At 77.0% G+C, this 26,495-nt stretch carries 2 protein-coding genes; both read right to left on the bottom strand.

Annotated features, from left to right (window positions below):
- Positions 1 to 35 precede the first annotated feature (35 nt).
- Positions 36 to 14,765, bottom strand: coding sequence for a type I polyketide synthase (locus AB0N04_RS08750; protein WP_363363769.1), 14,730 nt, complete (start codon positions 14,763 to 14,765; stop codon positions 36 to 38).
- A 126-nt stretch (positions 14,766 to 14,891) separates the two neighbouring features.
- On the bottom strand, positions 14,892 to 26,465 hold the full coding sequence (locus AB0N04_RS08745; protein WP_363363766.1) for an SDR family NAD(P)-dependent oxidoreductase: 11,574 nt from the start codon (positions 26,463 to 26,465) through the stop codon (positions 14,892 to 14,894).
- Positions 26,466 to 26,495: the final 30 nt, after the last annotated feature.

The following is a 26,495-nucleotide window of genomic DNA, read 5'->3' as shown; positions in this document are numbered from 1 at the left end:
TGCTCCGTTCGGTCTCCGGCAGGGGGCGGGGGGCGTCAGGCACGGTCGCCGTCCAGGGCCATCCGGACCAGCTCCTGGACGTCCATGGACGCGATCCCGGCGCCCGGCGAGGTTTCGGCGTCGGTGGGGCCGCCGGCGCCCGGCGCGGAGCCGGTGCCGCCCGGCCCGGCCAGTGCCAGCAGCCGGTCCAGCAGTCCGGCCTCCCGCAGCCGGTCCAGCGGGATGCCGGCCAGCAGCCGGCGCAGCTCCGGATCCCGCCCGGCGGGCGCCGCGGGCGGCTGCTCCCCGGCCGGGACCAGCCGCTCCACCAGGTACGCCGCGACGGCGACCGGGCTCGGGTGGTCGAAGACCAGCGTCGCGGGCAGCCGCAGCCCGGTGACCGCCTTCAGCCGGTTGCGCAGCTCGACCGAGGTCAGCGAGTCGAAGCCGACCTCCTTGAAGGCGCGCTCCGGGTCGACGGCCTCCGGGCCGTCGTGGCCGAGCACCTCCGCCACCCGGGCCCGCACCAGCTCCACCACGGCCGCCTCGCGGTCCTGCGCGCCCAGCAGGGTGAGGCGCCGGCGCAGCGAGTCGGCCTCGGCGGCGTCCGCCGCGGCCGCCGCCCGGCGCGGAGCACCGCGCACCAGCCGCCGGAACAGCGCCGGCACCCCGTCCGGCCCGGAGCCGGCCCGCAGCCGGGCCAGGTCCATCCGCACCGGCAGCAGCAGGGCGTCCGCCGAGCCGAGGGCGGTGTCGAACAGCGCCAGGCCCTCCTCGGCGGAGATCGCCGCGACGCCGCCCCGGTCGAGCCGGCGCAGGTCGGTGGCGTCCAGCGTGCCGGTCAGGGCGCTGCGCTGCTCCCACAGGCCCCAGGCCAGCGACTGCCCGGCCAGACCGGCCGCCCGGCGCTGCTGGGCGAGCGCGTCGAGGAAGGCGTTGGCCGCCGCGTAGCCGCCCTGTCCGGCGCTGCCGAACGTCCCGGCCGCCGAGGAGAACAGCACGAAGGCGGCGAGGTCCAGATCGCGGGTCAGCTCGTGCAGGTGCAGCGCCGCGTCCACCTTGGGGCGCAGGACGGTGTCCAGCCGCTCGGGGGTGAGCGAGCCGATCACGCCGTCGTCCAGCACCCCGGCCGAGTGCACCACCGCCGTCAGCGGGTGCGCCGGCGGGACGGCGGCCAGCAGGGCCCGCACCGATTCGCGGTCGGCGACGTCGCAGGCCGCCACCGTCACCTCGGCGCCCAGCGCGCCCAGGTCGGCGGCGAGCGCGACGGCCGCCGGATCCCCGGAGCCGCGCCGGCCGGCCAGCAGCAGGTGCCGCACGCCGTGCGCGGTGACCAGGTGCCGGGCCACCAGGGAGCCCAGCACCCCGCCGGCACCGGTCACCAGCACCGTGCCGCCTTCCGCGGGCGTGAACGGCCGCGGCTCGGAGACCGGGGCCCGCACCAGCCGGGCGGCCAGGACGGCGCCGCCGCGGACGGCGAGCTGCGGTTCGCGCAGCGCGGCCAGGGACGGCGCCAGCGCGGCCAGGCCGTCCGGGTCGTCGGTGTCGACCAGCACGATCCGGTCCGGGTGCTCGGACTGCGCGGAGCGGACCAGGCCCCGCACGGCGGCCGCCACCAGGTCGGCCACCCCCTCGGACGGGCCCGTCGCGACCGCCGAGGAGGTCGCGACGAGCAGCGTCGAGTCGGCCCGGTCCTCGTCCGCCAGCCAGGTCTGGAGCAGCTGCAGGGCTTCCGCCAGCGCGGCCCGCACCGCGGCCGGACCGGACTGCCCGGCCCGCTCGCAGCGGACCAGCACGGCCGTCGAGGCGTCCCGGGGGAGCTCCTCGCCCAGCACGATGCCCGCGCAGGGCCCGTCGGCCGCCACCGGGGAGACGGGCTGCCACTCCAGGCGGAACAGCGAGTCGCCCAGCCCGCTGCCGGCGGCGCGCAGCGCGTCCAGCTCGACCGGCCGGATCACCAGCGCGTCCACCGAGGCGACCGGGCGCCCCTGCGGATCGGCGGCCTCGACCGAGACCGATCCGGTGGCGTCGTAGCCCAGCCGCACCCGCAGCGAGGTCGCCCCGGAGGCGTGCAGCCGGACCCCGGTCCAGGAGAACGGCAGCCGGGCCTTCCCCGGCTCCTCCCGGTGCTCCGCACCGTCCCTGGGCACCAGCCACAGGCCGTGCAGGGCCGCGTCCAGCAGCGCCGGGTGCAGGCCGAACGCGGCCGCCTGGCCGTGCTGGTCCTGCGGCAGCCGCACCTCGGCGAAGACCTCGTCGCCGAGCCGCCAGGCCGCCGTCAGCCCCTGGAACGCGGGGCCGTAGCCGTAGCCGAAGGACTCGAAGCGTTCGTACAGCCCCTCGACCGGGACGGGCACCGCACCGGCCGGCGGCCACGGTCGGTCCGCCGACTCCGGTGCCGGAGCAGCCGGTTCGGGCGCCAGGACACCGGTGGCGTGGGGCGTCCACGGCCCGGTCGAGCCCTCCGGCCGGGAGTGGATGTCCAGGGTGCGGTGTCCGGTGGGGTCGGGGGCGCCTGTGCGGATCTGGAGGTGGACGGGGGTGGTGGGTGGGAGGAGGAGGGGGGTTTGGAGGGTGAGTTCGTGGAGGTGGGGGGTGTCGGTTTCGTCGGCGGTGCGGAGGGCGAGTTCGAGGAAGGCGGTGCCTGGGAGGAGGGTGGTGCCGTTGACGGTGTGGTCGGCGAGCCAGGGGTGGGTGTGGAGGGAGAGGCGGCCGGTGAGGAGGGTTTCGCCGGTGTCGGCGATCTCGACGGCCGCGCCCACCAGCGGGTGCCCCGTACTGCCGAGCCCCGCAGCGCTCACGTCGCCGCCGCCTCCGGGCTTCGGCTGGGCCCAGTACGTACGCCGCTGGAACGGGTACGTCGGCAGCTCCGCCCGGGCCCCCTCGCCGACGAACTCGCTCCAGTCGACGGGGAGTCCGTGGGTCCAGGCGTGGGCGAGGGAGGTGAGGTACCGGGTGCGGTTGCCTTCGTGGCGGCGGAGGGTGGGGATGGCGGTGGCGGTGTCGAGGGTTTCCTCGATGGTCATGGTGAGGACGGGGTGGGGGGTGGTTTCGATGTAGGTGGTGTGGCCGGCTTGGTGGAGTTTCTCCAGGGCTGGTGCGAGGAGGACGGGTTGGCGGAGGTTGGCGTACCAGTAGGCGGTGTCGGGCGGGGTGGTGAGCCAGGTGCCGGTGACGGTGGAGAACATGGGGATGCGGGGGGTGGTGGCGTCGACGGTGAGGAGCTGGTTCAACTGCTGCTGGAGTTGGTCGACTTGGGGGGAGTGGGAGGCGTAGTCGACGTCGATGGGGCGGTGGCGGATGTCGTGGGCGGTGCAGTGGGTGTGGAGGGCGGCGAGGGCTTGCACGGTTCCTGAGACCACGGTGGTGTGGGGTGAGTTGAGGGCGGCGATGGTGAGGTCGGGTGCCCAGGGGGCGATGAGTTGTTCGGTGTCGGCCTGGGGGAGGTTGATGCTGGTCATGCCGCCCTGGCCTTCGAGGCTGCGCAGGGCTTGGCTGCGCAGGGCGGCGATGCGGGCGCCGTCTTCGAGGGTGAGGGCGCCGGCGACGACGGCTGCGGCGATTTCGCCTTGGGAGTGGCCGATGACGGCGTCGGGGTGGATGCCGTGGTGCTGCCAGAGTGCGGCGAGGGAGACCATGACGGCGAACAGGGCGGGTTGGATGACGTCGACGCGGTCCAGCGCTGCCTGGGTGCGGAGGAGTTCGGTGAGGGACCAGTCGACGTGGGGGGTGAGGGCGGTCTCGCAGTCGGTGATGCGTTGGGCGAAGACGGGTTCGGTGTCGAGGAGTTCGGCGGCCATGCCGGCCCATTGGGAGCCCTGGCCGGGGAAGACGAACACCGTCCGGCCGTCCCCGGCGTCCCGGCCCTCCACCCGGTGGGCGGTGCCGCCGACCAGGGCGGCGCGGAGCTGCTCCGGTCCGCCGACCAGCACCGCGCGGTGGGCGAACGCCGTCCGCCCGGCCAGGGTGCGGGCCACCGCCAGCGGGTCGGCGTCCGCGCCGTCCAGGTGCTCGCGCAGCTGCTCGGCCCGGTCGGCCAGGGCCTGCGGGGTGCGGCCGGAGAGCAGCCACGCCACCGGGCCGGCCGGCGGGGTGTCCTGGTCGGGCGGTGCGGGGGCTTCGGTGGGCGGTGCCTCCTCCAGGATGACGTGGGCGTTGGTGCCGCTCATCCCGAACGAGGACACCCCGGCGCGTGCGGGCCGGTCCAGTTCGGGCCACGGGCGGGCGTCGGTGACCAGGGACAGTGCGCCCTGCGTCCAGTCGACCTTGCCGGACGGCCGGTCGACGTGCAGGGTCGCCGGGACGGTGCGGTGGCGCAGCGCCAGCACCGCCTTCATCACCCCGGCGACGCCGGCCGCGGCCTGGGTGTGCCCGATGTTCGACTTCAACGAGCCGACCAGCAGCGGGAGGTGCTCCGGCCGGTCCTGACCGTAGGTGGCGAGCAGGGCCTGGGCCTCGATCGGGTCGCCCAGTGTCGTCCCGGTGCCGTGCGCCTCGACCACGTCGACGTCGGCGGCGGTGAGCCCGGCGTCGGCCAGCGCGGCCCGGATGACCCGCTGCTGCGAGGGGCCGTTCGGGGCGGAGAGGCCGTTGCTGGCGCCGTCCTGGTTGACGGCGGAGCCGCGCAGCACGGCGAGCACCGGGTGCCCGTTGCGCCGGGCGTCGGAGAGCCGCTCGACGAGCAGGACGCCGGCGCCCTCCGACATGCCCATCCCGTCGGCGGCGTCCGCGAAGGCCTTGCAGCGGCCGTCCGCGGCGAGGCCCCGCTGCCGGGAGAACCCGACGATCGCTCCGGGCGTGGACATCACCGCGACGCCGCCGACCAGTGCCAGCGAGCAGTCCCCGGCGCGCAGCGCCCGGGCGGCCAGGTGGAGGGCCACCAGGGAGGCCGAGCAGGCGGTGTCGACGGTGATCGCCGGACCCTCCAGGCCGAGGGTGTAGGCGACCCGGCCGGAGACCACGCTGGCGGCGCTGCCGGTGAGCAGGTGGCCCTCGTTCTCGGCGGACTGCGCGACGGCCGCCGCGTAGTCCTGGTAGTTGACGCCGGTGAACACGCCGGTGCTGGTGCCGCGCAGGGCGACCGGGTCGAGGCCGGCCCGTTCGATCGCCTCCCAGGAGGTCTCCAGCAGCAGCCGCTGCTGCGGGTCCATGGCGATCGCCTCGCGCGGCGAGATGCCGAAGAACTCGGCGTCGAAGTCGCCCGCGTCGTGCAGGAAGCCGCCGTGCCGGGTGGTGGAGGTGCCGGGCCGGTCCGGGTCGGGGTCGAACAGGGTGTCGAGCGGCCAGCCGCGGTTGTCCGGGAACCCGGACACGGCGTCGCCGCGGTCGACCAGCAGCTGCCAGAGCTGCTCGGGGGTGCGGACGCCGCCGGGCAGCCGGCAGCCCATGGAGACGATGGCGACCGGTTCGTCGGGCTCGCCGGCCGTTCCGGCGCCCGCCCCGGCCGGGCCGGTGAGCTCGCCGAGCACGGCCGAGCGGATGTGCTCGGCGAGTACGCCCGCCGACGGGTAGTCGAAGACCAGGGTGGCCGGGAGCCGCAGGCCGCTCGCGGTGGTCAGCCGGTTGCGCAGCTCGACGGCGGTCAGCGAGTCGAAGCCCAGCTCCTGGAAGGCGCGCCCGGCCGGGACGGCGTCCGTGGAGCCGTGCCCGAGCACCTCGGCGGCGTGCGTGCGCACCAGGGCGAGCACGATCCGGCTCTGCTCGGCCTCCGGCAGGCCGGCCAGGCGGCCGCGCAGCACGGTGGCCGCGGGGGTCGCGGTGGGCGCGGCGCCGGGGGCGGTGAGCGCCCGGACCTCGGGGATGCCGCCGAGCAGCCGGCTGGGCCGCACCGAGGTGAACACCGCGGCGAACTGCGGCCAGTCCACCTCGGCCAGGGCGATCACCGTCTCGTCGTCGTCCAGCGCGTGCTGGAGCGCGAGCACGGCGGGCTCGGGGTCGATCAGCGGCAGGCCCTGGCGCTGCACCCGGTAGAAGTCGGAGTCGTCCACGGTGTCGCGCGCCGCCCACGGGTTGGCGGCCTTCCAGACGCCCCAGTCGACGGTGGTGGCGCCGAGGCCGCGGGAGCGGCGGTGCTCGGCGAGCGCGTCCAGGTAGGCGTTGCCGGCGGAGTAGGCGGCGTGGTTGCTGCTGCCCCACACGCCCGCGATCGAGGAGAACAGCACGAAGGCGTCCAGCTCGCGGTCGAGCAGGGCGTCGAGGTGGGCGGCGCCGGCGGCCTTCGCGGCGACGACCCGTTCGAAGGAGTCCATCGGGGTGCCGTCCAGCGGGGCCAGCTCGATGTAGGCGGCGGCGTGGAAGACCGCCGTGACGGGCTCGCCGCGCTCCTCCAGCCCGGACAGCAGTGCGGCCACCTCGTCGCGGTCCGCCAGGTCGCAGCGGGGCAGGCTCAGCCGGGTGCCCAGTTCGGCCAGTTCGGCGGTGAGTTCGGCCGCTCCGGGGACGTCGGCGCCGCGGCGGCCGGGCAGCACGAGGTGCTCGGCGCCGCCGCGGGCCAGCCAGCGGGCGATGTGCGGGCCGAGTGCACCCGTCCCGCCGGTCACCAGGACGGTGCCGCGCGGGCGCCAGGTGCGCTCGGGCACGGCCGGGCGGGGCGCCGGGACCAGCCGGCGGGCGTACAGCCCGGCCGGGCGGACCGCGAGCTGGTCCTCGCCGGTGGCCCCGGCCAGCACGGCGCGCAGCGCCGCCAGCGCCCGCCCGTCGAGCACCGGCGGCAGGTCGACCAGGCCGCCCCAGCGGGCGGAGTGCTCCAGCCCGGCGACCATGCCGGTGCCCCAGACGAGGGCCTGGTGCGGGGCGGTCAGCGGGTCGCCGAGGCCGACGGTGACGGCGCCGCCGGTGGCGCACCACAGCGGCGCCGCGACGTCCAGGTCGCCCAGGGCCTGGACCAGGGCCAGGGTGAGGGCGGCCCCGGTGGGCAGCGCGGGGTGCGCCGGGTGCGGGGCGTCGGCCAGGGCCAGCAGGGAGAGCACCCCGGCCGGGGGTTCGGCGACGGCTCCGGCCAGCAGCTCGGCCAGCACCGTGCGGTCCGCCGCCCGGTCGGGCAGCTCGACGACGCGGACGTCCGCGCCGCCCTCGGTCAGCGCCCGCACCGGGGCGAGGACCCGCTCGGACCCGGCGGAGCCGGCGGGTACGGTGACCAGCCAACGGCCGGTCGGGGCGGCGGACGCGGGCTGCGGCACCTGCTGCCACTGGACGCGGTAGCGCCAGGAGTCCAGCGCGTCGCTCTCCCGGCGCTGCCGTCGCCAGGCGCTGAGCGCGGGCAGCACCTCGCCGAGCGAGGCGGCGTCCACGGCGAGGCTGCGGGCGGTCGCGGCCAGGTCGGGTCCTTCGACGAGCTGCCAGAACGCGCTGTCGCCGCCGTCGTCCGCGCCCGGCCGGGCGCCGCCGCCGTCCAGCCAGTAGCGCTGCCGCTGGAAGGCGTAGGTGGGCAGGTCGGTCCGGTGCCGGCCGCGGCCGGCGAACACCGCCGGCCAGTCCACCGGCACGCCGCGCACCCAGAGTTCGCCGGCCGCGGTGAGCGCGCGGGCGAGGCCGCCCTCCTCGCGCCGCAGGGTGCCCGTGGCCAGCACGCCGGGCGCCCCGGCGGCCTCGGCGCCGTCCAGCACCGGCAGGGTCAGCACGGGGTGCGGGGAGACCTCCAGGAACACCTGGTAGTGCTCCTCGGCGAGTGCCCGTACGGCGGTGTCGAAGCGGACGGTCCGGCGCAGGTTGCGGTACCAGTAGCCGCCGTCCAGCTCCTCGCCGGTGACCCAGCGGCCGTCCACGGTGGAGAACAGCGGCAGCCGCCCGGCCACCGGGCGCAGGCCGTCCAGCAGTTCGGCCAGCTCCTCGCGGATCAGCTCGACCTGGGCCGAGTGCGAGGCGTAGTCCACCGGCACGGTGCGGGCCCGGACCTCCAGGCGGTCGCACTCCGCCAGCAGTTCGGTGAGCGCGGCCGTCTCGCCGGAGACCACCACCGCCGACGGCCCGTTGACGGCCGCCACCGACAGCCGCTCGCCCCAGGGCGCGATCAACTCCTCGACCAGGGCCAGCGGCCGGCCGACGGAGACCATGCCGCCCTGTCCTTCGATGCGGCGTAGGGCTTTGCTGCGTAGGGCGACGACGTGGGCGCCGTCTTCGAGGGTGAGGGCGCCGGCGACGACGGCGGCGGCGATCTCGCCTTGGGAGTGGCCGAGGACGGCGTCGGGGGTGATGCCCCAGGATTCCCAGAGGGTGGCGAGGGAGACCATGACGGCGAAGAGGGCGGGTTGGACGACGTCGACGCGGTCGAGGGGGTCGTGGGTGCGCAGGACGTCGGTGAGGGACCAGTCGACGTGCGGGGCGAGGGCGGCCTCGCAGTCGGCCATGGAGGCGGCGAACACCTCGCTGGAGTCGAGGAGTTCGACGGCCATCCCGGCCCACTGCGCCCCCTGCCCGGGGAACACGAACACCCGCCGCCCGCCGGCGTCGGCGACCCCGCGCAGGACGCCCGGGGCCACCTCCCCGGCGGCGAGTGCGGCCAGTCCCGCCGTACGGTCGCCGCCGAGCAGCACCGCCCGCTCCTCGAACGCGCCGCGCCCGGCCAGCGTGCGGGCGACGTCGGCCTGCTCCGGCCCGGCCGTCCGCAGGTGCTCGGCGAGCCGCCCGGCCTGGGCGGCCAGCGCCTCGGCGGACTTCGCCGACAGCGGCCACGGCAGGCCGCCGTCCACCGGGGCCGGCGTGACCGGCTCGGCGCCCGGTGCGACCGGCTCGGCGGCCGGGGCCTGCTCCAGCACCGCGTGCACGTTGGTGCCGCTGAAGCCGAAGGAGGAGACGCCCACCCGGCGCGGCCGCCCGGTCGGCGGCCACTCCCGGGCCTCGGTCAGTAGCTCGACCGCGCCGGAGGCCCAGTCCACGTGCGGGGTGCGGTCCTCGGAGTGCAGGGTGCGCGGCAGCACGCCGTGCTGCAGCGCCAGCACCGACTTGATCACCCCGGCCACCCCGGACGCCGCCTGGGTGTGGCCGATGTTCGACTTGAGGGAGCCGAGCCAGAGCGGGCGGTCGGCGTCGCGGTCCTGTCCGTAGGTGGCGAGCAGGGCGTCGGCCTCGATCGGGTCGCCCAGGGTGGTGCCGGTGCCGTGCGCCTCGACCGCGTCCACCTCGGCCGCCGTCAGGCCCGCGTTGGCGAGCGCCTGCCGGATGACCTGCTGCTGCGCCTGCCCGTTCGGCGCGGACAGCCCGTTGCTGGCGCCGTCCTGGTTCACCGCGCTGCCGCGCAGCACCGCCAGCACCGGGTGCCCGTTGCGCCGGGCGTCCGACAGCCGCTCCAGCAGGACCACGCCCGCGCCCTCGGCCAGGCCCATCCCGTCGGCGGCCGCGCCGAAGGCCTTGCACCGGCCGTCGGCGGCCAGCCCGCGCTGGCGGGAGAACCCGACGAACACCCCGGGTGTGGCCATCACCGCGACGCCGCCGGCCAGCGCCAGCGAGCAGTCCCCGGAGCGCAGCCCCTGCGCCGCGAGGTGCAGCGCCACCAGCGAGGAGGAGCAGGCCGTGTCGACGGTGACGGCCGGGCCCTGCAGGCCCAGCGTGTAGGCGACCCGGCCGGAGACCACGCTGGCCGCCGCGCCCGCCACCAGGTGCCCCTCGGAGGCGTCCGGCGCGCCCCCGGCCGCGATCGAGCTGTAGTCCTGGTAGTTGACGCCGACGAAGACGCCCGTCCGGCTCTCGCGCAGCCCGGCCGGGTCCAGCCCGGCCCGCTCCAGGGCCTCCCAGGAGGTCTCCAGCAGCAGCCGCTGCTGCGGGTCCATCGCCACCGCCTCGCGCGGGCTGATCCCGAAGAACCCGGGGTCGAAGTCGCCCGCGCCGTACAGGAAGCCGCCCTCCTGCACGTACGAGCGGCCCGGCTGGTCCGGATCGGGGTGGTAGAGGCCCGCGAGGTCCCAACCGCGGTCGGTGGGCATCGGCCCCACCACGTCGCCGCCGTCCAGCAGCAGCTGCCAGAGCTTGTCCGGGTCGTCGATCCCGCCGGGGAAGCGGCAGCTCATCGCGACGACCGCGATCGGCTCCGCCGGGTCGCCGGGCGCCTCGCGCAGCACGGGTGCGGCCCGGTCCGCGGCGGTGCCGAGCAGGTCGACCCGCAGGGCCTCGCCCAGCGCGTCGGCGGAGGAGTGGTCGAAGACCACGGTGGTGCGCAGCCGCAGTCCGGTCGCCGCGTTGAGCCGGTTGCGCAGCTCCACGGCGATCAGCGAGTCGAAGCCCAGCTCGCGGAACGGGCGGTCGGCCCGCACCTGCTCGGGCGAGTCGTGGCCGAGCACGTCGGCGGCGTGCCGGCGCACCAGCTCGACCAGGGTGCGCCGGGCCTCGGCCTCGGTGCGGCCGGCGAGGTCGCGCCGCAGCGCTGCGCCGGCCTCGTCGCCCTCCGGCGGCCCGGCCTCGGCGGCGGCCGCGGCGAGGGCCCGCACCTCGGGGATCTCGGAGATCAGCGGGCTGGGCCGGACGGAGGTGAAGACCGGGACGAACCGCTCCCAGTCCACGTCGGCGACCACCACGGTGCGCTCGTCGTCGTCCAGCACCCGCTGCAGGCCGGCGACGGCGAGCCGCGGGTCCATGAACGGGATGCCGCGCTCCAGGAGTTGTTGCTCCAGCTCGCTGGTGGCGAGCCCGCCGCCGGCCGCGCTCCAGATGCCCCAGACCACCGAGGTCGCGGCCAGGCCGCGGGAGCGGCGGTGCTCGGCGAGCGCGTCGAGGTAGGCGTTGGCGGCGGCGTAGGCGCCGTGGTCGGCGCTGCCCCACACACCGGAGACGGAGGAGAACAGCACGAAGGCGTCCAGGTCGGTGTCCCGGAACACCTCGTCCAGGTTGGCCGCGCCGAGCACCTTGGCCTCCAGGGTGCCCGCGAACTCGCCCGGCCCGGTGTCGCGGACCTTGCCGAGCTGGACGGCCGCGGCGGTGTGCAGCACCGAGCGGACCGGGTCGCCGGCGGCGGCCAGGCCGTCCACCAGCCCGCGCACCGCGCCCGGATCGGCGAGGTCGCAGGCGGCCAGCGTCACCCGGCACCCCAGGGCGGTCAGTTCGGCGGCCAACTCGGGCGCGCCGGGGGCCCGTTCACCGCGGCGGCTGACCAGCACCAGATGCTCGGCGCCGCCGGCGGCGAGCCAGCGGGCCACATGGGTGCCGAGCCCGCCGGTGCCGCCGGTGACCAGCACGGTGCCGCGCGGCCGCCAGGGCCTGGGGTCGGCGGCCTTCGGCGCCCGGACCAGCCGGCGGGCGAAGAGGCCCTCCGGCCGGACGGCCAGCTGGTCCTCCGAACCGTCGCCGGCCAGCACCGCGGCCAGCCGGGTCAGCGCCCGCTCGTCGACCTCCGCCGGCAGGTCGACGAGACCGCCCCACAACGGCGGCTGTTCGAGCGCCACCACCCGGCCGAGCCCCCAGACGAGCGCCTGCACGGGCCGCTGCGGCCCGTCCGCGGCGGACACCGCGACGGCGCCGCGGGTGAGGCTCCACAGCGGGGCCGTGACGTCGAGCTCCAGCAGCGCCCGGACCAGTGCGGTGGTCAGCGCGGTGCCGGCCGGCAGGGCCGGGTGGGCGGGGTGCGGCCGATCGTCCAGGCCCAGCAGCGAGACCACCCCGGCCAGCGGGGCCCGCCCGTCCAGGGCCGTGCGCAGCCGTGCGGCGAGGGCCGCCGGGTCGCCGTCGGCGTCGTCGGTGCCGTCCAGGGCCAGCGGGACCACCTCGGCGCCGTGCCCGGCGAGCAGGTCGGCGATCCGGCCGGCGATCCCGTCGGCCGGCCCGTCGCCCGTCGTCCCCTCCGCCGTGCCCGCCGTGCGCTCGGCCGTGCCCGCCGCGGCGAGCAGCAGCCAGGTGCCCTCCAGCACGCCGGCTTCGGGCTCGCCGAGCGGCTTCCAGCCGACCCGGTAGCGCCAGCCGTCCAGGACCGCCCGGTCCTGCCGGTGCCGGCGCCACCGCGCCAGCGGCGCCAGCACCTCCTGCCAGGAGTCCGGCGCGACGCCGAGGGTGGTCGCCACCGTCTCGGCGTCCTCCCGCTCCACGGCCGCCCAGAACGCCGCGTCCGCCGGGTCGGCGGTGCCCACGGCGGCGGCCGGCTCCAACCAGAACTGCCGGTTCTGGAAGGCGTACGTGGGCAGCTCCACCGCGACGGGCCGGTGCGCGGCGAAGGCCGGGGCCCAGTCCACCGGCAGCCCCCGCACCTGCGCCTCGGCGAGGGCCCGCAGCATCGCGCCGGGCCCGCCCTCGTCGCGGCGCAGCGTGCCGAGCACCACGGTGTCGGGGTGCCCGAGGTCCTCGGCGACGGCCTGCACCGGCACCGTCAGCACCGGATGCGGGCTGACCTCGACGAACACCGCGGGGCCGGACACCAGCAGCGACCGCACGGCCGCCTCGAAGTCCACCGTCTCGCGCATGTTGCGGAACCAGTAGGCGGCGTCCAGCTCCGCCGTGTCCAGCCGCCCGCCGGTCACGGCGGAGTGGAACGGCACGCTGGAGCTGCGCGGCCGCAGCCCGGCCAGCGAGGCCAGCAGGCCCTCGCGCAGCCCGTCCATGTGCGCGGAGTGCCCGGCCACGTCGGCGGCGACCGCGCGGGTCCGGATGCCGGCGGCCGTGCACTCGGCGACCAGCTCGGCGACGGCCGCCGGGTCACCGGAGACCACCACGGAGGCCGGGCCGTTCACGGCGGCCACCGACAGCCGCCCCCGCCAGCGGCGCAGCCGCTCCCGCGCCGCGTCCGCCGACAGCTGCACGGCCGTCATCGCCCCGGTGCCGGACAGCCGCGCCTGGGCGAGGCTGCGCAGCGCGACGATCCGCGCCGCGTCCGCCAGGTCGAGGCCGCCCGCCACGTACGCGGCCGCCACCTCACCCTGGGAGTGGCCCGTCACCGCGTCCGGGCGGACCCCGTGGGACTGCCACAGCTCGGCCAGCGACACCATCACCGCGAACAGCGCGGGCTGCACCACGTCGATCCGGTCCAGCGGTGCGGCGCCCGGCTCGTCCCGCAGCACCGCGGTCAACGACCAGTCCAGGTGGGGCTCCAGGGCCTCCGCGCAGGCCGCCACCGACCGGGCGAACACCGGGGCCGAGGCCATCAGGCCGCGGGCCATGCCCAGCCACTGCGAGCCCTGGCCGGGGAAGACGAACACCGTCCGGGCATCCTCGCCGCCCGCCCGTCCGGTCGTCAGGTTCGGTGCGGGCACGCCCTCGGCGAGCGCGCTCAGGCCCTGCAGCAGCTCGGCGGGCTCGGAGCCGACCAGCACCGCCCGGTGCTCGAACACGGAGCGGGTGGTGGCCAGCGCGAAGCCGACGTCCGCCGGGCGCAGCTCGGGGCGGGCCGAGACCTGCGCGGCCAGCCGGGCGGCCTGCGACCGCAGCGCCTCAGGGCTCTGCCCGGACAGGGCCCACGGCACCGGCGTCCCGGTGGCGGCGGGCCCGCCCGTGGCGGGGGCGGTCGGCTCCGGCTCCGGGGCCTCCTCAAGGACCACGTGCGCGTTGGTGCCGCTCATCCCGAAGGAGGAGACGCCGGCCCGGCGCGGCCGGTCCGTCCGCGGCCAGGGCCGGGCCCTGGTGAGCAGCTCCACCGAGCCGGCCGACCAGTCCACGTGCGGGGTCGGCGCGTCCACGTGCAGGGTGCGCGGCAGCACGCCGTTGCGCAGCGCCAGCACCATCTTGATCACTCCGGCGACGCCGGCGGCGGCCTGGGTGTGGCCGATGTTCGACTTCAGCGAGCCGAGCCAGAGCGGCCGGTCGGCGTCGCGGTCCTGGCCGTAGGTGGCCAGCAGCGAGTCCGCCTCGATCGGGTCGCCCAGCCGGGTGCCGGTGCCGTGCGCCTCGACCGCGTCCACGTCCGCGGTGCTCAGCCCGGCGTCGGCCAGCGCCGCCTGGATGACCCGCTGCTGGGACGGCCCGTTGGGGGCGGTGAGCCCGTTGCTGGCGCCGTCCTGGTTGATCGCGCTGCCGCGCAGCACCGCCAGCACCGGGTGACCGTTGCGCCGCGCGTCCGACAGCCGCTCCACCAGCAGGACGCCGACGCCCTCGCCCCAGCCGGTGCCGTCCGCCGCGGCCGCGAAGGGCTTGCACCGGCCGTCCGCCGCCATGCCGCCCTGCCGGGCGATCTCCAGGAACGCGCCCGGCAACGCCATCACGTTCGCCCCGCCGACCAGCGCCAGGGAGCACTCCCCGGCGCGCAGCGCCTGGGCTGCCAGGTGCAGCGCGACCAGCGAGGCCGAGCAGGCGGTGTCCACGCTCAGCGACGGCCCCTCCAGCCCCATCGCGTAGGACACCCGGCCGGACAGCACGCTGATCGCGTTGCCCGTCATCAGGAAGCCGCGGACCGCCTCGGGGGCGGTGCGGCCGAGCGTGCCGTACCCCTGGTCGACCGCCGTGACGTACACCCCGGTCGCACTGCCGCGCAGCGAGACCGGGTCGATGCCGGCCCGCTCGACCGCCTCCCAGCAGGCGAGCAGCAGCAACCGCTGCTGCGGGTCCATCGCCAGCGCCTCACGGGGGCTGATCCCGAAGAACGCCGGGTCGAAGCCGCCCGCGTCGGACAGGAACGCGCCGCGGGCCGGGGCGCCGCTCGCGGACAGGTCGGACAGCTCCCAGCCGCGGTCCGCCGGCAGGCCCGTCATCGCGTCCCGGTCCGCGGCCAGCAGCTCCCACAGGTCCTCCGGGGTGCTGACACCGCCCGCGAAGCGGCAGCTCATCGAGACGACGGCGATCGGCTCGCGGCTGCGCGCCTCGGCGTCCCGCAGCCGCTGCTTCGTCTGCTGGAGGTCGATCGTCACGCGGTTGAGGTAGTCACGCAGCTTCTGCTCGCTCACGGGGTTCCTGCACCTTCGTTTCGGGAGGCGTCACGTTTCGGGTCGGCGTCGGGGACCGCGGGACGCCGGGGAGGGGCGGATCGGGGGCGGGTCGGAGGTGGGATCACCCGCCCGCGCCGGGGGGACTCACGGGCCGCCCAGCTCTCGGTCGATCAGTTCGAAGATCTCGTCGTCGGTCGCGGCGACGATCCTGGTCGCCGCCTCGCTCTGCTCGCCGTTGCGGGAGAGCACCTCGCGCAGCCGCCGGTCCACCTCCAGCCGGACCGGCTCGTCCGCCGGCAGCTCCGCCACCAGCGCCTCCAGCCGCTCCAGACCGGCCAGCACGGAGGCCGCGGCGTCCCCACCGCCGCCCGAGCGGTCCGGCCCGGCGGCGGCGCCCAGGTGACGGGCCAGCGCCTCCGGCGTCGGGTAGTCGAACACCATCGCGGCGGGCAGGCGCACGCCCGTCGCGGCCACCAGCCGGTTGCGCAGCTCCACCCCGGTCAGCGAGTCGAACCCGAGGTCCTTGAACGGCCGGGCGGGCCGCACCCGCTCCGGCGTGGCGTGCCCCAGGACCGCCGCGGCGTGCCCGCGCACCAGCTCCAGCAGCAGCCGGTGGGCCTCCGGCTCCGGCAGCGCCGCCAGCCGCGACACCAGGGACTCGGCGCCCCCGGCGGGCAGACCGGCCGGGCCGCCCGCCGCATTGCGCAGCCGCGGCCGGCGCACCAGCCCGCGCAGCACCGCCGGGACGCGACCGTCCGCCCCGCCCCGCTCCAGCCGGGCGGCCAGCAGGTACGGGTCCGGGGCCGCGAGGGCGGCGTCGAACAGGGCCAGGCCCTGCGCCGTGGACAGCGCCCCCGCCCCGCCTCGCGTCGCCGGGCCGGCTGCCGGGCCGCCGGCGGTGTCGGGCAGCAGGCCCGCGGTGAGCGCGCTGCGCTCCGCCCACAGCCCCCAGCCGATCGACACCCCCGGCAGGCCGGCCGCCCGCCGCCGGGCCGCCAGGGCGTCCAGCGCGGCGTTGGCGGCCGCGTAGTTGGCCTGCCCCGGCGTGCCCAGCAGCCCGGCCCCGGAGGAGAACAGCACGAAGGCCGCCAGATCCAGACCCGCCGTCAGCTCGTCCAGCGCGATCGCCGCGTCCGCCTTCGGCCGCAGCACCCGGGCCAGCCGCTCCTCCGTCATCGACTCCGCGAGCCCGTCCGCCAGCACGCCGGCCGCGTGCACCACGGCCGTCAGCGGATGCTCCTTCTCCACCCCGGCCAGCAGCTCCGCCAGCTGCGCCCGGTCGCCCACGTCACAGGCCACCGCGGTGGCCCGCACGCCCAGCCCGGCGAGCTCGGCCACCAGTGCGTCCGCGCCCTCGGCCGCCGGCCCCCGACGGCTCGCCAGCACCAGGTGCCGCACGCCGTGCCCGGTGGCCAGGTGCCGGGCCACCAGCGCGCCCAGGGTGCCGGTGCCACCGGTGACCAGCACGGTGCCGTCCCGGTCCAGCGGCGCGGGCAGCAGCAGGACGTTCTTGCCGACGTGCCGGGCGCCCGCCAGGAACCGGAACGCCTCGGTGGCCTCCCGCACGTCCCAGCAGGTCAGCGGCAGCTCGGTGAGCACCCCGCGCTCGAACAGGGCGAGGATCTCGGTCAGCATCTCGCCGATCCGCTCCGGACCGGCCTCCATCAGGTCGAACGCCCGGTACGCGACCCCCGGGTGCTCGGCGGCGACCCGCGCGGCGTCCCGGATGTCCGTCTTGCCGAGCTCCAGGAAGCGGCCCGCGCCCGTCAGCAGCCGCAGCGAGACGTCCACGAACTCGCCGGCCAGGCAGTTCAGCACCAGGTCCACGCCCCGCCCGACGGTGGCCGCCAGGAAGCGGTCCGCGAACTCCAGGGTGCGCGAGGAGGCCACCCGGTCCCCGTCCAGCCCGGCGGCGCGCAGCGCGTCCCACTTGTGCGGGCTGGCCGTGCCGAACACCTCGGCCCCCGCGTGCCGGGCCAGCTGGACGGCGGCCATCCCGACCCCGCCCGCGGCGGCGTGCACCAGCACGGATTCACCGCGCCGCAGCCCGCCCAGGTCGAACAGCCCGTAGTAGGCGGTCAGGAACACCACCGGCACCGACGCGGCCCGCGCGAACGACCAGCCGTCCGGGATCCGCACCACCGTCCGGTGGTCCGCCACGGCCACCGGTCCGAACGCCGAGCCGAAGATCCCCATCACCCGGTCGCCCGGGCGCAGATCAGCCACGGCGGCGCCGACCTCCAGGACCACGCCCGCGCCCTCGCTGCCGAGACCCTGCTGGTCCGGCGTCAGCCCGAGAGTGACGGCGACGTCCCGGAAGTTCACCCCGGCCGCCCGCACCGCGATCCGCACCTCGCCCGCGCCGAGCGGCGCCGACGCGGCGGTGCCCGGCGCCGGCGTCAGGTCCTCCAGGGTGCCGGTGCCGGAGGTCTCCAGCCGCCAGCCCCCCTCCGCGGGAGGCGTCAGCAGGCCCGGGCGGGCGGCCGCCGCCAGACGCGGCACCAGCAGCTCCCCGCCGCGCAGCGTGAGCTGCGGCTCGGCCTCGACCGGGAGCGCGGCGGGCAGCGCCTCGTCGTCGGTGTCCAGCAGCACGAACCGGTCCGGGTGCTCGCTCTGCACACTGCGCAGCAGCCCCCAGACCGCCGCCTGCGCGAGGTCGACCGGGCCGGGCTCGCGCCCGGTGCGGACGGCGCCCCGGGTCCGGAGCACCAGCCGGGAGGCGGCGAAGCGCTCCTCGGCCAGCCAGCCCCGGACCAGGGTGAGCGCCCGGGCGACCGCCCGGTGCAGGCGGACGGCCTCGTCGCCGTCCTCGGACCGCTCGTCGCCGCCGTCCGTCCGCTCCTCGCTGGCAGGGCAGTCGGCGAGCACGAGGGAGGGCGCCGGGTCCTGCGGGCGCAGCGCGTCCAGGGCGGTCCAGGCGGTGCCCGGCGAGGCCTCCGCGGGGCGCCAGTCCAGCCGGAACAGGCTGTCCGCACCGGCCCGGTCGCCGACGAGCGCGTCCGCGCGCACCGGACGCAGGGTCAGCGAGTCCACGGACAGCACCGGCCGGCCCGCCAGGTCGTAGGCCGAGAGCGACACGGCCTCCGGGCCGTCGGAGCCGACCCGCACCCGCAGGGAGGTGGCGCCCGACGCGTGCGCGGTCACCCCGTTCCAGCTGAACGGCAGCCGGGCCACCCCGTCCCGGTCCGCGAGCAGCGCGCACGCCTGCAGGGCCGCGTCCAGCAGCGCCGGGTGCACCGTGCAGCCCGCCGCGTCGGCCTGCTGGGCAGCAGGGAGGACGAGCTCCGCGAAGACCTCGTCCTCACCGAGCCGCCAGGCCGCCGTCAGCCCCCGGAACGCCGGACCGTAGCCGAAACCGGCCTCGGCGAAGCGCTCGTACAGGTCGTCCAGCTCGACGGGGACCGCCCCGGTGGGCGGCCAGCCGATCAGGTCGGGGCCGGGCTGCTGCGGCGCCTCGGGGGCCAGCACGCCGGTGGCGTGCAGGGTCCACTCCTGGCCGTCCTCCGCGCGGGAGGACACCGTGAGCGTGCGGTGTCCGGTGGGGTCGGGGGCGCCTGCGCGGATCTGGAGGTGGACGGGGGTGGTGGGTGGGAGGAGGAGGGGGGTTTGGAGGGTGAGTTCGTGGAGGTGGGGGGTGTCGGTTTCGTCGGCGGTGCGGAGGGCGAGTTCGAGGAAGGCGGTGCCTGGGAGGAGGGTGGTGCCGTTGACGGTGTGGTCGGCGAGCCAGGGGTGGGTGTGGAGGGAGAGGCGGCCGGTGAGGAGGGTCTCGCCGGTGTCGGCGATCTCGACGGCCGCGCCCACCAGCGGATGCCCCGTACTGCGCAGGCCGGACGAGGCGACGTCCCGGTTGCTGGTCGGTGCGTCCAGCCAGAACCGCTGCTCCTGGAAGGGGTAGGTGGGGAGGTCGGTGTGGTGTCCGGTGAGGTGCCAGTGGACGGGGAGTCCGTGGGTCCAGGCGTGGGCGAGGGAGTGCAGGTATCGGGTGCGGTTGCCTTCGTGGCGGCGGAGGGTGGGGATGGCGGTGGCGGTGTCGAGGGTTTCCTCGATGGTGATGGTGAGGACGGGGTGGGGGGTGGTTTCGATGTAGGTGGTGTGGCCGGCTTGGTGGAGTTTCTCCAGGGCTGGTGCGAGGAGGACGGGTTGGCGGAGGTTGGTGTACCAGTAGGCGGTGTCGGGTGGGGTGGTGAGCCAGGTGCCGGTGACGGTGGAGAGCATGGGGATGCGGGGGGTGGTGGCGTCGACGGTGAGGAGTTGGTTCAACTGCTGCTGGAGTTGGTCGACTTGGGGGGAGTGGGAGGCGTAGTCGACGTCGATGGGGCGGTGGCGGATGTCGTGGGCGGTGCAGTGGGTGTGGAGGGCGGCGAGGGCTTGCACGGTTCCTGAGACCACGGTGGTGTGGGGGGAGTTGAGGGCGGCGATGGTGAGGTCGGGTGCCCAGGGGGCGATGAGTTGTTCGGTGTCGGTCTGGGGGAGGTTGATGCTGGTCATGCCGCCGTGTCCGGCGAGGGTGTTGAGGGCTTGGCTGCGGAGGGCGGCGATGCGGGCGCCGTCTTCGAGGGTGAGGGCGCCGGCGACGACGGCGGCGGCGATTTCGCCTTGGGAGTGGCCGATGACGGCGTCGGGGTGGATGCCGTGGTGCTGCCAGAGTGCGGCGAGGGAGACCATGACGGCGAACAGGGCGGGTTGGATGACGTCGACCCGGTCCAATGGCGCCTGGCTGCGGAGGAGTTCGGTGAGCGACCAGCCGACGTGCGGGGCGAGGGCGGTCTCGCAGTCGGCGATGCGTTGGGCGAACACCGGCTCGGTGTCGAGGAGTTCGGCGGCCATGCCGGCCCATTGGGAGCCCTGGCCGGGGAAGACGAACACCGTTCGCCCGCTGGAACCTTGGCTGGTGGCCTGGATGAGGGCGGGGTGGGGTTCGCCGGTGGTGAGGGCGTGCAGGGCGGCGGTGCGGGTGTCGTGGTCGCCGACGACCACCGCACGGTGCTCGAAGGCGGCCCGGCGGGTCGCCAGGGTGGCGGCCGCGTCCGCCGGATCGGCTTCCACCGCGGCGAGTTGACGGGCGGCGTCGCACAGGGCCTCCGGTGAGCGTGCCGACAGCACCCACGGCAGCACGCCGTCGCCGGTTTCGCCCGAGCCGGAGTCCCGTTCCGCGGGGGCTTCCTCCAGGACGACGTGGGCGTTGGTGCCGCTGACGCCGAAGGAGGAGATGCCCGCCCGTCGCGGCCGTCCGTCGGTGTCCCAGCTCCGGGCCTCGGTGAGCAGTTCGACCGCGCCCGCCGACCAGTCCACCTGGGGCGTCGGGCCGTCCACGTGCAGGGTCTTCGGCAGGACGCCGTGCCGCATCGCCTGCACCATCTTGATCACCCCGCCGACGCCGGCCGCCGCCGAGGTGTGGCCGAGGTTGGACTTGAGCGAGCCGAGCCACAGCGGCCGGCCCTCCGGTCGGTCCTGCCCGTAGGCGGCGAGGACGGCCTGCGCCTCGATCGGGTCGCCGAGCCGGGTGCCGGTGCCGTGGCCCTCGACGGCGTCGACCTCGGCGGCGGTGAGTCCGGCGTCGGCCAGCGCGGCCCGGATCACCCGTTGCTGGGAGGGGCCGTTGGGGGCGGTGAGCCCGTTGCTGGCGCCGTCCTGGTTGATCGCGGTGCCGCGCAGCACCGCGAGCACCGGGTGCCCGTTGCGCCGGGCGTCGGAGAGCCGCTCCAGGAGCAGGATGCCCGCGCCCTCGCCGAAGCCCGTCCCGTCGGCCGCCGCGGCGTACGGCTTGCAGCGGCCGTCGGGTGCCAGTCCGCCCTGTCGGCTGAACTCCACGAACAGTTCGGGGCTGGACATCACGGTGACGCCGCCGGCGAGGGCGAGGTCGCACTCGCCGTGCCGCAGTGCCCGGGCGGCCAGGTGGAGGGCGACGAGGGAGGAGGAGCAGGCGGTGTCGACGGTGACGGCCGGGCCCTCCAGCCCGAACACGTAGGCCAGCCGGCCGGAGACGATGCTGCCGGAGTTGCCGGTGCCGAGGAAGCCCTCGACCTCCTCGGGGATGTGTGGCAGCAGCCGGGCGGCGTAGTCCTGCTGCATCAGCCCGACGAACACACCGGCTGCCGTGCCGTGCAGTCCGGTCGGGTCGATCCCGGCCCGCTCGAACGCCTCCCAGGCGATCTCCAGCAGCAGCCGCTGCTGCGGGTCCATGGCGATCGCCTCGCGCGGCGAGATGCCGAAGAACTCGGCGTCGAAGTCGCCCGCGGCGTCGAGGAATCCGCCTTCCCTGGCGTAGGAGGTGCCGCGGTGGTCGGGGTCGGGGTGGTAGAGCTCGTCCAGGTCCCAGCCGCGGTCCGTGGGGAACGGGGAGATGCCGTCGGCGCCGTCGGCGACCAGGTGCCACAGGTCCTGCGGGGAGCGGACGCCGCCGGGGTAGCGGCAGCCCATCGCGACGACGGCCACCGGGTCCTCTCCGGCGGCCCGGGCCACCGGTCGGGCTGCTGCGGCGGCTGCGGCGCGGTCGCCGGTCAGCTCGGTGCGCAGGAAGGCGGCGAGCACGGCCGGGGAGGGGTGGTCGAAGACCAGGGTGGCGGGCAGCCGCAGCCCGGTCGCGGTGCTCAGCCGGTTGCGCAGGTCCACCGCGGCGAGGGAGTCGAAGCCGAGGTCGCGGAACGCCCGCCCGGTCTCGACGGCCTCCGGGGAGGTGTGGCCGAGGACCGCGGCGACGTGGGTGCGGATCAGGGCGAGCAGCCGGGCCGACTGTTCGGCGGCCGGGAGGGCGGCCAGCAGGCCGGCGAGCGAGCCGTCGGCGGCGGTGGCCCGCGCGGCGACCCGGCGGGCCGGTCCGCCGGCCAGTCCGCGCAGCAGGGCGGGGACGGGACCGGTCGCGGCCCGGGCGCGCAGGGCGGCGCTGTCGATCCGGATCGGGACGAGCGCCGGCAGGTCGCTGGTGAGCGCGGCGTCCAGCAGGGTCAGGCCCTGCGCGGTGGTCAGGGCGGGCAGGCCGGAGCGGGCCAGCCGCCGTTCGTCGGCGGCGTCCACCCCGCTGGTGAGGGCGCTGCGCTGCTCCCACAGCGTCCACGCCAGCGACTGCCCGGCGAGGCCGTGGGCGCGCCGGTGCTGGGCGAGGGCGTCCAGCTGGGCGTTGGCGGCCGCGTAGTTGGCCTGGCCGGGGCCGCCGAAGACGCCGGCCGCCGAGGAGAACAGGACGAACGCGGCGAGCGGCAGCTCCCGGGTCAGTTCGTGCAGGTGCTGGGCGGCTTCGGCCTTGGGGGCGAGCACGGCGTTCACCCGTTCGGGGGTGAGCGCGGTGACGACGCCGTCGTCGAGCGCGCCGGCGGCGTGCACGACGCCGGTGAGCGGGCGCTCCGCGGGGACGCCGGCGAGCAGTGCGGCCACCGCGGCCCGGTCGGTGAGGTCGCAGGCCGTGACGGTCACCGTGGCGCCGAGCGCGGCGAGTTCGTGGGCGAGGTCGGCGGCGCCGGGTGCCTCCGGTCCGCGGCGGCCGGTCAGCAGCAGGTGCCGGACGCCGTGGTGGGTGACGAGGTGCCGGGCCACCAGCGCGCCGAGGGTGCCGGTGCCGCCGGTGACCAGGACGGTGCCGTCCGGGTCGAAGGCGGTCGGGTGCCCCTCGGCGGCCGTGGCGCGTACCAGCCGGGGGGCGAGCAGGGTGCCGCCGCGGACGGCCAGCTGGTCCTCGTCGGCGAGGGCGGCGGCCGCGGCGGGGAGCAGGTCGGCCTGGTCCGCGGGCAGGTCCAGCAGCCCGAACCGGCCGGGGTGTTCGGCCAGGGCCGAGCGGACCAGGCCCCAGACGCCACTGTGGGCGAGGTCCGGCACGTCCTCCGCGGGGCCGGCGGCGACCGCGCAGTCCGTCACGAACACCAGCCGGGAGCCGGTGTACCGGTCGTCGGCGAGCCAGCGCTGCACGAGGGCGAGCGCCCGGTGCACGGCCTCGCGGGCGGTCGGCGCGCCGGCCGCCGGGACCAGGACCACCGGGGGCACCGCCTCGCCGAGCTCGGCCGGATCGGCGACGAGGAGGTGTCCGGCGGCCTCGCGGGCCGGTGGGACGGGGCTCCACTCCACCCGGTGGAGCGTGGGGTCGAAGGCCGGCGGCGCGGTGGCGTCGGGGGCCGGGCGCAGCGCCAGGGACGCCACGGTGGCCACCGGGGCCCCGGCCGGGTCGGCGAGTGCGAGGGCGAGCGTGTCGGGCCCGGTCGGGGTGATCCGCAGCCGCACGGCGGTGGCCCCGGAGGCGTGCAGGGTGACCCCGGACCAGCTGAACGGCATCCGGGCGGTGGCGTCCGGGCCGAGCCCGGTGGCGTGGAGCGCGGCGTCCAGCAGCGCCGGGTGCAGCCCGAACCCGGCCGCCTGCGCGTGCTGGTCCGGCGGCAGCACGGCCTCGGCGCAGATCTCCCCGCCGGCCTGCCAGGCCGCGGTCAGGCCCTGGAAGGCGGGCCCGTAGGCGAAGCCGGCCTCGGCGAAGCGCCCGTACAGGCCGTCCAGGTCGAAGGGGACGGCGCCGGGCGGCGGCCAGGTGCCGTCCGTGGCGGCCGGTTCGGGCGCGGTGGCGGCGGTGAGCAGTCCTTCGGCGTGCCGCACCCAGGTGCCGTCCGGCTCGCCGTCGGTGCGCGAGTGCAGGCTGATCGGCCGGTCGCCGTGCCCGTCCGGGGCGCCGACGGCCAGGCGCAGCAGCACCCCGCCCTGCTCGGGCAGCACCAGCGGCGCCCCGAGGGTGAACTCCCGGACGCCGGGGAGGCCGACCTGGTCGCCGGCCCGGACGGCCAGTTCCAGGAAGGCCGTTCCCGGCAGCAGGATCCGCCCGCGTACGGCGTGGTCGGCCAGCCAGGGGTGGGTGCGGGCCGAGAGCCGGCCGGTGAACACGACCCCGTCCTGGTCGGCGAGGGTGACCACGGCGGCGAGCAGCGGGTGGTCGGCGGCCTCCAGCCCGACGGCGGTGAGGTCGCCGGGGGCGGCCGAGGTGTCGTCCAGCCAGTAGTCCTCGCGCTGGAAGGCGTAGGTGGGCAGGTCGGTGCGGGCCGGGCGGCCGCCGAAGACGGCGTCCCAGTCGATCGCGGCGCCGCGCAGGTGCAGTTCGCCGAGCGAGGCGAGCAGCCGGGCCGGGCCGCCCTCGCCGCGGCGCAGGGTGCCGACGGCCAGGGCGTCCGCGCCGGCGGTGTCGGCGGTCTCCTGGACGGCGGGGACGAGCACGGGGTGCGGGCTGGCCTCGACGAACACCTGGTGGCCGTCTGCGAGCAGGGCGCGGGTGGCCTGTTCGAACTCCACCGTGTGCCGCAGGTTGCGGTACCAGTACCCGGCGTCCAGCTCCTCGCCGCCCAGCAGGCCGCCGGTGACGGCGGAGTAGAACGGCAGCGCGCAGGGGTGCGGGGCGATCCCGGCGAGCTCGTGGAGCAGTTCCGCCTCGATCGCGGCGACCTGCGGGCCGTGCGAGGCGTAGTCGACCGGCACCATCCGGGCCCGGCCGCCCTCGGCGGTGACCCGTTCCAGCAGGTCCGTGAGGGCCGCGGGCTCGCCGGAGACCACCACCGAGGAGGGGCCGTTCACGGCGGCGAGCGCCAGCCGCTCCCCGTACGGGGCGATCCGGGCCCGGACCAGGTCGGCGGGCAGCGAGACGGACAGCATTCCGCCGTGCCCGGCGAGCGCGCGCAGGGCCCGGCTGCGCAGGGCGACGACGCGGGCGCCGTCCTCGAGGGTGAGGGCGCCGGCGACGACGGCGGCGGCGATCTCCCCCTGGCTGTGCCCGGCGACGGCGGCCGGCACCACGCCGTAGGAGGCCCAGAGCGCGGCCAGTGACACCATGACGGCGAACAGCAGCGGCTGCACCTCGTCGACCCGCTCGGTGTCCTCGCCGGAGCGCAGCACCTCCAGCGGGGAGCGGTCCAGCCAGGGGGCGAGCGCTGCGGCGCACTCGCGCATCCGCTCGGCGAACACCGGTGCGGTGTCGAGCAGTTCGAGGGCCATGCCGGTCCACTGGGAGCCCTGGCCGGGGAAGACCAGGGCGACGGCGCCGCCGGAGCCGGCCCGGCCGCGCAGCACGCCGGGTGCCTCGCGGCCGTCGGCGAGCGCGGCGAGGGCGTCGAGGAGGGCGTCCCGGCCGGCGCCGACCAGGACGGCGCGGTGCTCCAGCGCGGCCCGGCCGGTGGCCAGCGCGTGCCCGACCTCGGCCGGGGTCGCGTCCGGACGCTCGGTCAGGTGGGCGTGCAGCCGCGCGGCCTGGGCGCGCAGGGCGTCGGCGGTGTGGCCGGACAGCACCCACGGCAGGGTGGCCGGCGGGTCGGCCGGCCCGGTGGCCCCGGTGACCTCGCCGCCCCCGGCGGGAGCGGCCTCGGCGGGTCCGTCCCCGGCGGGTGCGGCCTGTTCGAGCACCACGTGCCCGTTGGTGCCGCTGACCCCGAAGGAGGACACCGCCGCCCGCCGGGGGCGGCCGGTCTCCGGCCACGGGGTGGGCGAGGTCACCAGCCGGACGGCCCCGTCCGTCCAGTCCACCTGGGGGGTCGGCCGTTCGGCGTGCAGGGTGGGCGGGACGACGCCGTGCCGCATGGCCTGCACCATCTTGATCACCCCGCCGACGCCGGCGGCGGCCTGGGTGTGGCCGAGGTTGGACTTGAGCGAGCCGAGCAGCAGCGGCCGGTCCTCGGGCCGGTCCTGCCCGTAGGTGGCGAGCAGGGCCTGCGCCTCGATCGGGTCGCCGAGCGGGGTGCCGGTGCCGTGCGCCTCGACCACGTCGACGTCGGCGGTGGTCAGCCGGGCGGCGGCCAGCGCCTGCCGGATGACCCGCTGCTGGGCGGGCCCGTTGGGAGCGGTCAGCCGGCTGCTGGCGCCGTCCTGGTTGACGGCGGTGCCGCGGACCAGCGCCAGGACGGGGTGCCCGTGGCGGCGGGCGTCGGAGAGCCGCTCCAGCAGCAGCAGGCCGACGCCCTCGCCCCAGCCCGTCCCGTCGGCCTCGGCCGAGAAGGACTTGCAGCGGCCGTCGGCGGCCAGCCCGCCCTGACGGCTCATCTCCACGAACGGCACCGGCGTGGACATCACCATCGCGCCGCCGGCCAGCGCCAGCGTGCACTCCTGCTGGCGCAGAGCCTGGCAGGCCAGGTGGATCGCCACCAGCGAGGAGGAGCAGGCGGTGTCGACGCTGAGCGCGGGCCCCTCCAGCCCGAAGGTGTAGGCGACCCGGCCGGAGGCGACGCTGTCGGAGCTGCCGCTGCCGAGGTAGCCGGCCACGTCGTCCGGGACCTGCCGGAGCCGTACGGCGTAGTCCTGGTACATCACGCCGGCGAAGACGCCGGTGCGGCTGCCGCGCAGGGTGGCCGGGTCGATCCCGGCCCGCTCGAACGCCTCCCAGCCGGTCTCCAGCAGCAGCCGCTGCTGCGGGTCCATGGCCAGCGCCTCGCGCGGGGAGATCCCGAAGAAGCCCGGATCGAAGGCGCCGACGCCCTCCAGGAAGCCGCCCTCGCCCGCGTAGCTGGTCCCGGGCCGCTCCCGGCTCTCGTCGACCAGCGCGGCGAGGTCCCAGCCGCGGTCGGCGGGGAAGGGCGCCACGGCGTCGGTGCCGGCGGCGACCAGCTCCCACAGCTCCTCGGGGGAGGTGACCCCGCCGGGGTAGCGGCAGCTCATCGAGACGATCGCGATCGGCTCGTGGCCGCCCGCCTCGACCTCGGCCAGCCGTCGGCGGGTGTGGTGCAGGTCGGCCGCCACCCGCTTGAGGTAGTCGCGCAGCTTGTCGTCATTCACCGGTGCAGGTCACCTTCGTCGTCGTCGGCA

It is taken from the genome of Kitasatospora sp. NPDC051702 (assembly GCF_040681575.1).
GTDB lineage: Bacteria > Actinomycetota > Actinomycetes > Streptomycetales > Streptomycetaceae > Kitasatospora.
Note: the sequence above shows the minus strand (reverse complement) of the source record. Positions and strands in the feature narration are given on the sequence as shown.